This window comes from Citrobacter sp. NCU1, assembly GCF_010231475.1.
In the GTDB taxonomy this organism is placed as follows: Bacteria; Pseudomonadota; Gammaproteobacteria; order Enterobacterales; family Enterobacteriaceae; genus Citrobacter_D.
In genome coordinates this window covers 1-13454 of the sequence record NZ_NRDO01000051.1, presented here as the reverse complement: position 1 = coordinate 13454, position 13454 = coordinate 1, and the positions used below count along the sequence as shown (strand labels likewise).

11 protein-coding genes are annotated in these 13454 nt (G+C 48.1%); all 11 read left to right on the top strand.

Going from position 1 to position 13454, the window contains the following annotated elements; translation table 11 throughout:
• The first annotated feature begins 253 nt into the window (after window positions 1–253).
• A complete protein-coding gene (locus tag CJP72_RS17025) occupies window positions 254–1456 on the top strand; it encodes a phage tail sheath family protein (protein ID WP_162382537.1) in 1203 nt (400 codons plus the stop codon).
• Window positions 1456–1926 carry a phage tail protein gene (locus tag CJP72_RS17020; protein WP_162382536.1) on the top strand — a complete coding sequence of 157 codons (471 nt, stop codon included), beginning with the start codon at window positions 1456–1458 and terminating at the stop codon, window positions 1924–1926. The genes CJP72_RS17025 and CJP72_RS17020 overlap by 1 nt, the downstream gene beginning before the upstream one ends.
• Entirely contained in the window at window positions 1923–2105 is a 183-nt protein-coding gene (locus CJP72_RS17015) for a DUF5908 family protein (RefSeq protein WP_162382535.1), read from the top strand. The genes CJP72_RS17020 and CJP72_RS17015 overlap by 4 nt, the downstream gene beginning before the upstream one ends.
• Window positions 2102–2800: a CIS tube protein gene (locus tag CJP72_RS17010; RefSeq protein WP_162382534.1), complete on the top strand. Its 699-nt coding sequence runs from the start codon at window positions 2102–2104 to the stop codon at window positions 2798–2800. Before CJP72_RS17015 ends, CJP72_RS17010 begins: the two co-directional genes overlap by 4 nt.
• 41 nt (window positions 2801–2841) lie before the next feature.
• Entirely contained in the window at window positions 2842–4407 is a 1566-nt protein-coding gene (locus tag CJP72_RS17005; RefSeq protein ID WP_162382533.1) for a phage baseplate assembly protein V, read from the top strand.
• Between the two features lie 13 nt (window positions 4408–4420).
• Entirely contained in the window at window positions 4421–4840 is a 420-nt protein-coding gene (locus tag CJP72_RS17000) for a GPW/gp25 family protein (protein WP_162382532.1), read from the top strand.
• Window positions 4840–5259, top strand: a complete 420-nt coding sequence (locus tag CJP72_RS16995) for a hypothetical protein (protein WP_255498371.1) — start codon at window positions 4840–4842, stop codon at window positions 5257–5259. The genes CJP72_RS17000 and CJP72_RS16995 overlap by 1 nt, the downstream gene beginning before the upstream one ends.
• A 106-nt stretch (window positions 5260–5365) precedes the next feature.
• Window positions 5366–8119, top strand: a complete 2754-nt coding sequence (locus CJP72_RS16990) for a hypothetical protein (protein WP_162382530.1) — start codon at window positions 5366–5368, stop codon at window positions 8117–8119.
• A complete protein-coding gene (locus CJP72_RS16985) occupies window positions 8116–10938 on the top strand; it encodes a hypothetical protein (RefSeq protein WP_162382529.1) in 2823 nt (940 codons plus the stop codon). Before CJP72_RS16990 ends, CJP72_RS16985 begins: the two co-directional genes overlap by 4 nt.
• Before the next feature lie 88 nt (window positions 10939–11026).
• The gene (locus tag CJP72_RS25255) at window positions 11027–11821 is read left to right on the top strand and encodes a tail fiber protein (protein ID WP_202882579.1); all 795 of its coding nucleotides are present in this window, start codon (window positions 11027–11029) and stop codon (window positions 11819–11821) included.
• 107 nt (window positions 11822–11928) lie between these two features.
• Window positions 11929–13290: a contractile injection system tape measure protein gene (locus CJP72_RS16975; protein ID WP_162382528.1), complete on the top strand. Its 1362-nt coding sequence runs from the start codon at window positions 11929–11931 to the stop codon at window positions 13288–13290.
• Window positions 13291–13454 lie beyond the last annotated feature (164 nt).

The window sequence follows — 13454 nt, the reverse complement described above, 5'->3', positions numbered from 1 at the left end:
TCTTCAATTTTAACTGCGTAGTATTGCGTGCTCTTACCCGCATTTCTTAGTTTTACTTCGCCATAATCTTTAAGATAATGACCAAACTGAGAAAAACTGGTAATATTATCTTTTGTGATACTTTCCAGAATTTCATTGCGGCGGCGCGTCCGGCAGAATTTATTATTCTGCAATTCACTCAGAATATGGCGGCATAGCTGAATAGTAAAAATAGTTTCACTCTATTTTTATTTTGCGCAACAGGAGCACTTTTATGATGGGGATAAGCCAGCCGGATGTTACTTATAGTGAACAGCTCTTGTCCGGAGAATACAATTATATAGCCAGTGCAATACCACTGTTTATTGGTTATACGCAAAAAGGCGAGGCATATTCATTATCTGCGGTGAACAGTATGGCGGATTATGAATCGGTGTTTGGTGGTCGTTCTGCTACCGGGTCGGTTCTTTATTATTCTGTACAGCACTATTTTGATAATGGCGGGCAGGGGGGCTTTGTTCTTTCTCTCGGTGCTGACTCCGTACTGCCGCTCTCGGCAGAACTGCTCATTACAGCGTTTCAGGACAACCGCATTATTACTGCTGTGCGGCAGGAAAGCAGCATTACGTTAGTCGCGTTACCTGACATGGTTCAGTTGCCTGACGCTGACAGTACTGGCTGGTCGCAGGCATGGTTGGCTTTGTTAAGTATCTGTCGGGCAAGAAATGGTGTTTTCGGGGTGTTTGATGCACCGGATGCAGCGGAGCACGCTAGCGCCTGCGTCGCGGATTTTCTGGCCAGTAATCCTGCTGATATTGAATGGGGGGCGGCTTACTGGCCAAGACTGGTTTCTGATTATCAGTTGGATGACTTGACACCGGTAACGGTTCCGCCTTCCGGTGCGATTGCTGCAGTGATTGAAATGACTGACCAGCAGTCCGGCGTCTGGAGAGCACCGGCTAATGTGGCGTTATCACAGGTGGTTAAACCAACGCAATCATGGTTGCAGTCTTCGGGATTGTTTCAGAGTTCGGGGACCTCACTTAATCTCATCCGAAGTTTTCCCGGGAAAGGAACTCGTGTATGGGGCTGTCGGACCCTGACAAATGATACATCCTCACCTTATTTGTATATGCAGATCAGGCGGCTGGTTGCCTGGGTTGAATCGGAGGTCAGCACCATTGGCAATAATTTTATATTTGAAACCAATAATGCACTGACCTGGATTAAATTTCGCGGGCTGGTTCATATCCACCTGCGTGAGTTGTGGCTGGATGGCGGGCTGTATGGTGAGGAAGAGCAACAGGCGTTTTATATTCAGATTGGTTTAAACGAAACCATGACTGAGGATGATATTCGTCAGGGGAAAATGATCATGAATATAGGACTGGCTGTGACGTATCCGGCCGAATTTATTCAGATCTGCCTGACCTTTGATACCCGATTGGGCATTCATACTCATGAAGGATCCCTGTGATGGATAATTTTTCATTTGTACAACCATCGGTTTCTCACCGGTTTTCAGCCACTTTCTGGTTTGGTCATTTTCCGATACCGAGCTTACTTGATGCCAGTTTTCAACGTATTTCTGGTTTAAGCCGGGAGATGCAGGTTTCGGCTTACAGCGAAGGGGGGGAAAATCTACGTAATCGCTATTTTACCGAAAAAGTACAGCATGGTTCGCTGGTGCTTGAACGGGGCGTTATGTTACTGACACCGCTAAGTATTATGTTTAACAGGCAGTTACTGAGCGGCAATGTGACATATTTTGATGCAGTTATCTCGGTATTAGATGCAGACGTATTACCACTAACGAATTGGTTAATTACAAAAGCAATTCCTGTTCGCTGGCAAACGAGCGATCTGGATGCCAACAGTAATAATGTTTTGATTAATACTCTGGAACTGCGTTATCAGGACATGATACCGCTGGGGGCGAATTTATGACCGTAGAAATCAGAGAATTGATTATTCAGGCGAAAATCACCGATGTAGGACCTTCTCAGCCAGCGGTTACCCGAATTCAGTTACCTGAAGTCACCCAGCACCAGGATGAGCAGTTAGTTGACATGATAATCAGAAGGGTGCTTGAACAATTACAGGAACAAGGATGGGGGAAACCATGAGCACGCTTCTGCATAAACCCTCGCGGCTAATGATTTATGCCTATAGTAACCGCGAAATGACACACCCGGCCGGTAGTTTGTCGGTGATGTATAACCCGGATTCGATATCGCTAAGCTATCAAACCGAGTATGTTCCAGATTTGTTTATTAATACCACCCGGCAAAGTAACCGCTATGTTCAGACTCGCCCCGGTGGACTATCGTTGGAGCTATTACTGGATTCCCGAATGCCGGGTAATCATAAATCTATTGATAGGCAATTAACTGACCTAAAAATACTGTGTTACAACGTCAATCCGGCACAAAGTGAACCACGATATTTGAAGGTCAAATGGGGGAAAATGCGCTGGAATAGTCGTGGTTATTTCTCCGGCCGTATTAGTGGAATGTCAATTCGCTATACCTTATTTGCCCGTGATGCCACGCCATTGCGGGCTACGGTGACGCTGGAGTTGACCACCGATGGTAGTCTGGAATTACAGGGCGCAGAGGAGCAATTATTGTCTCCGGGGGCTGTTGTCGTGAAAGTACCGGACGTTACGTCGCTCACTAGTATTGCTGATAATGCAGGTCACTCCCTGGCGGGGAACACAGATTATCTTACCGTGGCGTCAGAAAATAATCTTGATGCCCTGGATGCCATTGAACCAGGCCAGGTGTTGCGGCTCTCAGCTGAACAAGGAGTGAACTCCTGATGCGTCCAGTTCCTTTAATAATCCTGCTGGCAGGAGACACATTGCAACCATTGGTTGCATTCAAGCCTGAAAGGTTGGACACGCAGCATAAAGTTAACGCGATTCCTGGTGCCAGTGTCGTACTGTCACAGATTAAGGGGGGGAAAGGCGACGCCGTTTATGAAGAGGAACTGGCGTTGTGTAGCGCGGGTCAGCGCATGGAAGTGTTACTGCTGGATAAGGAAGAGCGACAGCTCATCTTTCGTGGCGTTGTCGTTGAACAACGGTTGCAGATTCGTCGTGAATGCGTCGAGATGATATTAACGCTGCGTCATGACTTGCAGCGTTTACAGGGGACGCACCGCTCAGTAGTGTTCGAACAGCAAACGGATGCTGTGGTGGCGGGCAATATGTTACTGACTGAAGCAATCCCTGTAACCGGGATTTCCGGAATGGATATTTTGCACGATCAACTGGTGCAGTGTCGTTGTTCAGACTGGCAGTTTCTGCGAAGCCGTCTGAACGCTAATGGGGTGTGGCTGTTCCCTGCTCCTGAAGGGGTGAGTATTCTATCGCCCGTTCTCTCTCCCATTCCGGTAAAGACATTAAGAAGGCGAGCCAGTGCTCTTCAAGATGATGTCCTGATTGAGGATAGCCGCTGGTGTTTTAGCGAGCAATATCAACCCGCAATGCTGACGGTATCCAGTTGGGATGCTCAGATTCAGAATAACGATACCTTTCCGGCATGTCCTGTCCCGCTGGGAAGTCAGGCATTTGCTTCGGTATCAGATCATTATCTTAACCTCACTCCATGGGCATTTAACTACAGTACATCGCTGGGAATAGAGCAAACAGCAATATTAGCCAATAGCTTATTAATGAATTTGCAGGCGGCTCGCGCCACCGGTGAATTTCGTCTTGACGGGGGAGGGCATTACCGGTTGGGCGAAACGCTGGCATTGGAAGGTTACGGCTTGGCAATGGATGGCTATGGAATGATTACTGGTATCCGCCAGAGTATCAGTAAAGAAAGTGGGTGGCGTACTACGCTGTCGCTTGGTGTTAATGACGTGTTGCGCGATATGAATATTATCCCGCGTGTCTGTGGGTTGCATATTGGCGTGGTGTCGACGTTTATGATCGATCCCAGCGGTATGAATCGCCTGCGGGTTAAAATACCGATGTTGGGAGAGAGTAATAATGAGCTGTGGGCGAGACTGGCAGCGCCTTATGCCAGTGCTCTGAGCGGATTCTGCTTTTACCCTGAAGAGGGTGATGAAGTCGTGGTCGGCTTCTTTGATGAAAATCCCTGTTACCCGGTCATCATGGGGTCCATGCATAACCCGCTTAATCCGGCCCCCATCATGCCGAGTCAGGAGAACGCGGTTAAATCTCTGGTGGTTAATCATGCCGGACAAAAGTGTGAATTGGCGTTCAATACGTTAGATAACAGTGTGGCTCTGCGCTCACCCGAAGGCGAGTTGAATCTGGGGCAAAGTGGTGTGCTGGAGAGCCGTAGCTCACTGACACTCAAAGCCGGGGACGTTTCTCTTGAGGGAGAAAAAACGGCGCTGTCCGGTAAAAATATGGTTTCTGTCACCGGGGCGAAAATAAGCCTTTCTAACTGAATCAGGAGGAAAGATGAGTAACGACGTTTTGACAAAAATTTATGGGCGCGGCTGGGCATTTCCCCCCTCATTTAATCTTGATGAGGGCGTTGTTATGGCTGAAAACGTGGAAGATATCAGACAGAGTTTGCGTATTTTATTCAGCACGGAACCGGGGGAACGCATTATGCGAAATAACTACGGCTGTGCGTTATATGATGTGATGTTTGAAAATATTAATAGCGATCTGATGAACGATATTGAAACCCGCATTGTTGATAGCGTTCTTCGCTATGAGCCAAGAGCTAATTTGACAGATGTGAGATTCCAGCAGTCACCGGATAATCGTAGTCAATTACTTATTGATGTTTCTTATTGTCTGCGTGGCAGTGATATTGAGCAAAAAATATCTGGAGTATTGGATATCAATTATCCACAAGGGGGGCGATTTTGATGAGCTACTCCATAATTTGTGATGGTGACGGAGTACAATTTTTCCCCATGTTTGGTGCACGTCAGGTTGTACTGGTAGAGCCTGCGTTTATTCGTGGAAGCGGAGCCATTACCGTTATGGGGCGTAAAGGGTGCGTCGCAGGCGATGAAAGTCAACAGCAATGGGCTGCACAGTATTTCATTCCCGGTTACAGCCCGGGGAGTGGCATGGTCAGTATCGTAATGCTTGATGGTAGTCAGGTGGCTCCCTGTATTACAGCAGAGACTTCGCTAATTTTGCAAGGCACACAATTTACCGCGCGTTTTACCCTGACAGCCCCCGCGATAATGAGTGAAGCGCCTTTTACCCCAGATGCGATGGGGGCAAGTATGGGACGAGGCTATTTTATTCCACAACAGGTATTTGTTACTGCAGGATAGTGGAAAACGGTTATTAAGTTTTTTGCAGGTATTTTCATTAAATGGTGGATCTCGTCGTCAGTCTGGTGATTGGGGTGCCGATGCTTGAGTTTACGGAGAAAAGAGAATGGCTGAACGGAACGATCTAATGTACGCGATTGGCGATATTACATCCAGGATTCCTTTTATTCTGGACAATCGTAGTGATGAAATCTTGCTACAGCAGATCCACGACTATGCAGCAATTATCCCGTTTGATACCACAGGGCACTCCTGGGCCGATCTGTTATTTATGTCAGCGATGTCTGGTCATTCAGCGCTGACACCTGAAGAGTTGGCTCAGCTATTTGATAATCCGGATAGTGCCGACGGTATGCTATTACCGCAGCAGGTTTTTCTGCTGGCATTTTTACAATTACTGAAAACACCGCGTGCGCTACTTAATGCCTTTCCCACCGCTCACCGTGAGCTTTATTACCGTGACTTACTGGGAGGTAGTGAAAAAGCGGCTCAGGCAGACCAGGTGGCATTAAGTCTGATGCTTAAACCGACCGCCAGAGAATGTTTTATCCCTGCCGGGACATTATTTGATGGTGGTCAAGACAGTGCAGGAAAACCACTACATTATGCGCTGGATCAATCACTTCTGGTGAATGGTAGTACCTTCAGTGATTTACGATGGGTGCAACCCGATCTGGCAGACTTTATCGATAATGTTAAAGACCGACAATTATCCATGGTGGCGTTTGATAAGCAAAAATCAGACTGGCCAACTGAGGGGTATCAATTGTTTGATCCTGATACCCTTCAACAACCTGTGGTTAATGGGCGTTTGGTTGCGTCATCCCTGTTAGCGATGACTGCGGGGGAGCGTACGATTACGCTCACTTCAGACAGCAAAATTGACAGCGCCAGTATCTCGGTGGCACAGGTCAGCAGCGGAGGGCAATGGCTGGATTTAACCTTACCGGATCCTGCCACCGATACCACAACGCTGGTGTTACGCCTTACTGAGGATGCCCCGGCTATCAGTGCACCGCTGGAACTGGATGGTCTCACGCTGGATACGCCGGTAGTTAAGCTTGGCAGAACCGACGGTGGCACGCTCCCGGCTCTGACATCACTGACTGTCAGTTGCTCAGGGACAACAGGGATTTGCTACAGTACCGATAACGGCGTTAACCGGCTGGATAATCTCAGTTATCCGCTGGGGACGTCACCAGTGGTGGGGGCTGGCTTTAATCTAATGATGCCGGACTGGTGCAATCGCAGTGTTGCCGCCAGTTTATCTCTGACACCACAATGGGTGGATTTGCCAAATGTCAGTTTTCCTGACTGGTATACCGGTTATGACAGCGTACCTTCTGATAACAGCGATTTTACGCTACAACCACTGCTGATGTCGGGTACGGGTAGGGTTGCTTTGAGTGGGACCGGTCAATCCCAGCCTCAACCTATGTTTGATGCTGGTACCGCTATTCCTGAACCCGCCACACTGACTATCCTATTACCGCCATCAATTCCGGGAGGGAGCGTTACGCCCAATGACCCGTGTGACGGGGAACAATGGTTACGACTGGAACTGGCGGGACGCGATTTTGGTCATCAGGAATATCAAAAACTGGCGGGCAGCAAAACAATAAACTCGCCATATACACCACAAATGAATGGCCTGACAGTTAGCTACAGTGTGACTGACACTGAATTCAACCAGTACGTACTGACACCATTTGGCTATCAGGCCGCTGATGCCGCTATAGATGATACGACAAAGTCGTACCTCTATCTTGGATTCACCGACGGTACGCCAGGTGAAACCTTGTCACTGTACTGGCAAATACAAAGCCCACAGGCGTTAAACCCGGACTGGTTCTATCTGAACCAGGAAAATAACTGGGCGTCGATGGCATCAACCGTAGCTGATGATACCCAAGGGCTGATGGTGAGTGGGGTGTGGTCGGCCACACTGCCTTATGATATCGCAACTCATGCAGCCCGGATGCCCGGTGGTCGTTACTGGCTGCGGGCAACTCTCAATAGCCCTTATGGTGCGCTGGGCTCAGAGGCGGTCGCTGAAAATGGATATGTCTGGCTGCAAGGGCTGGAAACCAACGCCATGACGGCTACGCTGGAGGCACCGGAGAGCGTAAGTCGTTCACATTTCATTCTTCCTTTACCAGCGAACACCGTTACCCGAATGGTCACGCCGGTTAATGAAATTAACAGCGTTTCACAACCCTGGCCTTCTGAGGGTGGGCTGGCTGAGGAGACATCTGCGCAATTTGCACTCAGAACAGCGGCGCGATTGTCTCACCGCGATCGCGCACTCGCCTGGCAGGATATGACGGAATTACTGAAAGCGGCCTATAGGAATGTTTTTGATGTGGCATTACCTTCCACGGAGAGTTTAACGGAACTGTCCGCCCCCCGCGTTCAGCAACTATTGGTTATTCCAGTAAATGCATATAAAGACAACCAGGATGCATTGCGTCCATTATTCAGCCAGGCACATCTCAATGAGATGTCAGCATATTTGCAAAGTCGCGCATCTGCCTGGGCTGATTTTCAGTTAATTAATCCGAGCTATCGGGATGTAATTATCGCTTATGACATTACCTTTAATGTGAATGCGGATTATGGCTACCGGCGATTACAGGAAAGCCTAACCCTGCACTATATGCCTTGGGTGACTGAGCGCAATAGTGGCGCAACTTTGGGTAATACGCTGGATTACTACGGAATTATCGCCTGGATCCAGCAACAGCCGTGGGTTGTTCAGCTCAACAGTCTGACGCTGGATGGTGGAAAAGTATCAGTGCAGGGGGAGCGTAACGAAGTGCTGATCCTGAGCGGATTTAATAAGGCTGGAGGTGTGGTATGAAGTACCCAACAACATTGCTGCCGTTGATTAAAAAGGACATTCATTTTGATGCTCTTTTTGCGCAGGCAGAGCAACAAGTGAAACGGTATGGTGGCCAGATATGGAGCGATATCGGTGAGCACGATCCCGGAATTACTTTTCTGGAAGGTTTCAGCTATAGCGTGTCTGACCTGGCCTACAGGAATACGCTGCCGCTGGTTGATTTGTTAACTCCGCCGCTGGAACAACAAACCGTCGGTGACGGCATATTTCCTCAGGATTTTGGGCCGCAAACCGCGCTGACGTGCAGCCCAGTCACCCTGGACGATTATCGTCGGGCGTTACTGGACCTCACTGACAGTAGCGAAAGCTATTATCTGTTTCGCAATGTGCAATTGCTGCCGCTGAACAGCGACGAAACTGCCGAGGCTAATGCGTATGATTACCGCTATTACTACAACACTGACAATCAGCAATTCAGTTTTGTCGTTCCTGTTCTTGCCGATGCTTCAAAGTCTGTACCGTTTGTTTTACGTGGTAATTATGCGCTGTATCTGGAACCGTCCCGTGAGGTGAAATCGCATGAGAGTGATGCGCAAACGGTGCTCGATGTTTTCCTGGCAGACCACCGTAATTTGGGGGAGAAAATCTCAAAACAAATCTGGGTCAATGCACAAGAGATAAATCCAGTTGCTGTTGTTGAACTTGCTGATGGCGTTCAGGATTATTCGGCTATATTTGCTCAGATTTATACCATTACAGAGAATTATATTTCGCCTCAGGCGCAGCATGTGAGCACTGCTGAGTTGATCACGCAGGGCATGTTGGCAGACGATATTTACCAGGGACCTTATCTGGCCCATGGCTGGCTACCTGAATTACCTCCAGACAAGGATTATTCGACAAAAATTTCAGTGGACCTGGTGGGGCTGGCCGAGCTGTGGGTGGCCATTGATGGGGTGAAAAGCATCATTTCATTGCAAGAGTATTCCACTCAAACCTGGGACTGGTCTACGAGTGCGAGTAATAGTTACCCTCAATTGTGGGGTGTTGATCCCCTTAATCAGATTGCAAAATCGGTGCAACTGGTCACCGCTGATGGAACCTATGTCACCGCGAGTAAAGAAGACATTGCGGCAAATATTGCACCGTTAGTAATAGAAAAGAATCCTGCAGTCGTGTTGCCTTATGGGCAACCGCGCAATACCGCCCAGTATCACCCGGTCAGCGATAAGCTTCCTGCCTGCTATGGCCTGCAGCAGTTGCCAGCCGCCTCTTCACCACAGACTCAGCTCTATCAGTTTTTACTGCCATTTGAACAGGCGATGGCCAACGGCTGTCAGCAATTGGCATTGCTACCTCATTTACTCTCTTTCCTGCGTAGTGGTCGCACAGTATGGGGAGGGCAGTGGCCTTATGCAGCAGGCAGTGTGGGTGATCAGGTGCACAGTGCATACAAATCGGCTCTGGTCGACCAGATTACGGCACAAGCAAATGATGAAGCACAGGAACTGACGTTGCTGAATTACCTGCTTGGGTACTTTGGAACCAGCCGGGCGTCGCGAATGCTGGATACTTCATCGGAAGAGTATTTAAACGTTGAACAGCATTATCTGGGACAGATATCCACGCTTACCTATCAGCGCGATAATATTCGTATCGATCAGGTGTCGTCGTTACAGAAGCGTGTTGCCGCACGGATGGGATTAGGGGAATGCTTGTTTGACCAACAGGTCGATATGAGCAAATTACCTTTTTATCTGGTTGAACACCGGGAGCTGTTGCCGGAACGACCATCACCTCTATATGACGCACTCACTTTACCCACGTCGGTAGTTGTCTCGGCGGACAGCACTCTGTTGACAGTGACGTCCCCGATTTCTCTTGACCTGACTGAAATGCACGCCGGTCAACTGATTAATTTTGTGCTGAGAGGAGGATTGGGTATTAACAATGACACCAGTGATTTTATGGTACAGGCGCTGATTGTTAATTCAGTAGATGTAGCTGCTCATGCCTTTACATTGGTTATCGCTGATAATCCCCAGATGCAAATTTATCTGCAACAGATCTTAACTGCTCAAAGTAATGGAAAGCTCTTCTGGCAGAACTGTCAGGTTTGGTTACAGGATGTGCTGTACCCATTGAACTATGCAGCCGGGACTGAGAACTCTCCACGCGCTCCGGTTACATTGACGATTCCGGCAGCATTGCCTTTCCCTGCTCTTGTGAGGGAAGGCGACATATTGTCGATTGATGCTATTCAGACTATTACCGGTCAGGCATGGTCAATGCGGGTGGAGGTTAAGAGTATTGATGGTATTGCCGGGTCGTTGACTGTCGACAAGGCTATGGGGGAAACAAAAGATTTTCCCGCGCCGTCAGATACAGGTAATTATCTTTGGCACAACACTAAAGTGTTTGACCGTTTTTCTTTCTTGGTGAGTCTGGTATTAAACAAAGCGATGCTGCCAGATAATTGCGACCGAACAATGACGGAAACGTGGATAAAACAGTGTTTACAGGCTGAAATGCCGGCTCACGTTAGTCTGGTTATCCACTGGCTTGAAGAGAGCGGCGGTCAGCAATCATTTACTAGCTTCGCTCGCAATTATGCGGTCTGGCAAAATAAGAAAACCGCGCCCAGTACTGCAACATATCAACTATTGTGGCAACTGGGAATAGGGGTATTACCGATGGTGCGGGTGGGTATTGGTAGCATGATTATAGCGACAGATGATCAGCGTAAAGCTGTAATCGGGGAAAGTGGTGACGAGTGGAATATCGATGTGATCGTGGATGATGGTTTATTTTTCGTACCGCAGCGCTACACATCGTAAGCATAAATATTTCCGATATTAATGTGCCGTTATACATCGAACAATGAGTGCGCCGTAATAAGATAAAATAAATCAGGAATAATCTAAAATGAGCAAACAATATACCGTTACAGCAATGACCTCAGTCGGGGGGGACACCGCCGACTTAAAAAATAAATTCGCCGCCGGAAGTATTCCACTGGATACCGATTTCAGTGAACTCATTGATATTGCGGAATGCGGACGTAGAGCCATAGGGCAAAGTGCCGACCAGTCAGATAATAGCGTTGGCGCTGGTTTAGTGCTGGCAACGGACAGCGCCAGTATTGGTAAGCTATCTGTGTTGCCAAAGGCCAACGCGGGGATTACCGTGGATGCCAGCGGGGTGGGGGTTGACCAGTCAGTTATTTTCCCGAAAGGGATGATTATGATGTTTTCTGGAACAACGATTCCGCAGGGATGGGTGTTGTGTGATGGGAATAATGGAACACCGAACTTAATAGACAGATTTATTTTGGGAGGAAGCTCTGCTGGCGAACATTCATCTACAGTGGTCAGTGGAAGCAGCGGTTCTAAAGGGTTTTCGGTGAAAACCGCAGGTTCAAATGCAAATGTATCTGTTAATAATCATACATTAACAGTCGCTGAGATTCCGGCTCATACCCATGAGATACATGATAATAACGGTAATCTCATGAGAAAAGATAGTATGACCTGTAATGAATCTGGTGACGTTGGTATTCCTGCTATCTTTAGCCAAAGCGGTAATTCGACATCACCTTTAACCTTTCAGAGTACGGGAGGGGGAGGGGGGCATACACATGGCATAACTCAAAGTAATCACACTCATGATACTCCCGTTGTTGTTCCTTATTATGTCCTTATGTTTATCATGAAAATATAAATCATTATAAATTACTTTATTTTATCAAGGTTTTTATGAAAGTGAATCATGATATCACCCATTTCATTATGACAATGGTTATGTCAAATCATTGCCGGGAAACGGTCATGGATAAAAGCAGCGAGCTATTTCATACCTCATTGAAAACTGACTGTGCTGATATTATTGAACGCTTTGCACAGCAGTCTATAGCCGATGTGTTTATTAATTCCCTTATCCTGGATTTAGGCGAAATACCAATACAGGATTTTGAGTTTCAATTTCGGCAGCGGTTTCAGCAGCAGCTTCAACAACAATTGCTGATGTACGATGAAAATTATCAGCCTCATCCTAAACGGTGGCCAGAGGAGTCTCAACAACAATTGCTGATGTCCAGTGAAGATTATCCGCTTCATCCTGAACGGAGATCGGAAGATAACCGTCTGACGGGGTGGTTACATCAAAAAATCCTTAGTGAACCGCTGCGCGGGAAGAAAATACTGGCCAGGGCTTGTCTGGACGCAAAGAAGCGGCGGCGATTGCTGACGTTACTGAGCAGGGAAGGAGGAGTTGAACTGTGTACCTTACTGGGCTGGAATACATCGGTGACCCTACAGGGATTGCTGTTGCAGGGGCTACGTTATTTTCAGCACTATCCACATATTCCGCTGCCACCACCACGGGAAGAGGCGCTGATGGTTATTACCCCTGAACAGGATGAAGCTATCCTGAAGGCGTTGTTTTCCTTTCCTCCCTCACCGACATTATTACCGTGGTTATCGCTATTGTGGCAGCAGCCAGCGGTACGGCGGGCATTGAAAAATTGCATAAATGCTGAGGTTGCAGGCTTGCTGCAAAAAAATGTGCCGGTACAGAAAACCGAATCGGCGTCAAATCAGAAACTGGCATCGAAATTCAAAGCTAAAGTGACGCAACCGCAGGTGGTGATCCAGCCACAGCAGGTGCCTGTTTGCAACGCAGGTCTGGTAGCGTTATGGCCTTTATTGCCTGATTTATTTCAGCGTTTAGGTTTATGGGAAAAGGGGGGGTTTACCCAGGACAATGCCCGGCAGCAAGCAGCAAACTGCCTCGACTGGTTGATCTGGCAGGATGACTTTGCGCAGGAGGGACAAATGGCGCTTACCCGATGGTTGTGTGGTCTCTTGCCGGAAGAGGAGTGCGGAAGAGAAGAGGTAACTGAACAGTATGAATTTGTACTAGAGACGTGGCTGGCGCAATTGCCATTGCAACTCCCGGGCTGGCGTATTCTGAGTGTGGCTGATGTTCGTGCGCTGTTTTTACAACGTAGCGGAACGCTGGTATTTCAGGAGAATGGACTGCTGTTGCAGGTTGACCCGCAACCGTTTGATGTTCTGCTTGGCGACTGGCCCTGGCCACTAACCAGCCTGATGCTTCCCTGGCTGCCTGTTTCAATGGCGATTGACTGGCCGCAGCCCGGGTTTGATCGTGCAGAGGCACATTATGCATAATTCAAACGTTATAAATCACCATAGGTTTGCTGATAGCGAGAATAGCTCGCTGATGCGGCATCTCGAACGAATCGATCTCCTTCTTCAGCATGATTACTATCAATGATCCTACCCGCGAATAGTGGACACGCGATTAAGTGAGTAAACTCTCAACCAGAGGTGAC

Bases quoted from the DNA above. Each gene is read 5' to 3' on its own strand.
- CJP72_RS17020 (WP_162382536.1), top strand. From the start codon at position 1,456: ATGGATAATTTTTCATTTGTACAACCATCGGTTTCTCACCGGTTTTCA.
- CJP72_RS16975 (WP_162382528.1), top strand. From the start codon at position 11,929: ATGGATAAAAGCAGCGAGCTATTTCATACCTCATTGAAAACTGACTGT.
- CJP72_RS16995 (WP_255498371.1), top strand. From the start codon at position 4,840: ATGAGCTACTCCATAATTTGTGATGGTGACGGAGTACAATTTTTCCCC.
- CJP72_RS25255 (WP_202882579.1), top strand. From the start codon at position 11,027: ATGAGCAAACAATATACCGTTACAGCAATGACCTCAGTCGGGGGGGAC.
- CJP72_RS17000 (WP_162382532.1), top strand. From the start codon at position 4,421: ATGAGTAACGACGTTTTGACAAAAATTTATGGGCGCGGCTGGGCATTT.
- CJP72_RS17010 (WP_162382534.1), top strand. From the start codon at position 2,102: ATGAGCACGCTTCTGCATAAACCCTCGCGGCTAATGATTTATGCCTAT.
- CJP72_RS16990 (WP_162382530.1), top strand. From the start codon at position 5,366: ATGGCTGAACGGAACGATCTAATGTACGCGATTGGCGATATTACATCC.
- CJP72_RS16985 (WP_162382529.1), top strand. From the start codon at position 8,116: ATGAAGTACCCAACAACATTGCTGCCGTTGATTAAAAAGGACATTCAT.
- CJP72_RS17025 (WP_162382537.1), top strand. From the start codon at position 254: ATGATGGGGATAAGCCAGCCGGATGTTACTTATAGTGAACAGCTCTTG.
- CJP72_RS17015 (WP_162382535.1), top strand. From the start codon at position 1,923: ATGACCGTAGAAATCAGAGAATTGATTATTCAGGCGAAAATCACCGAT.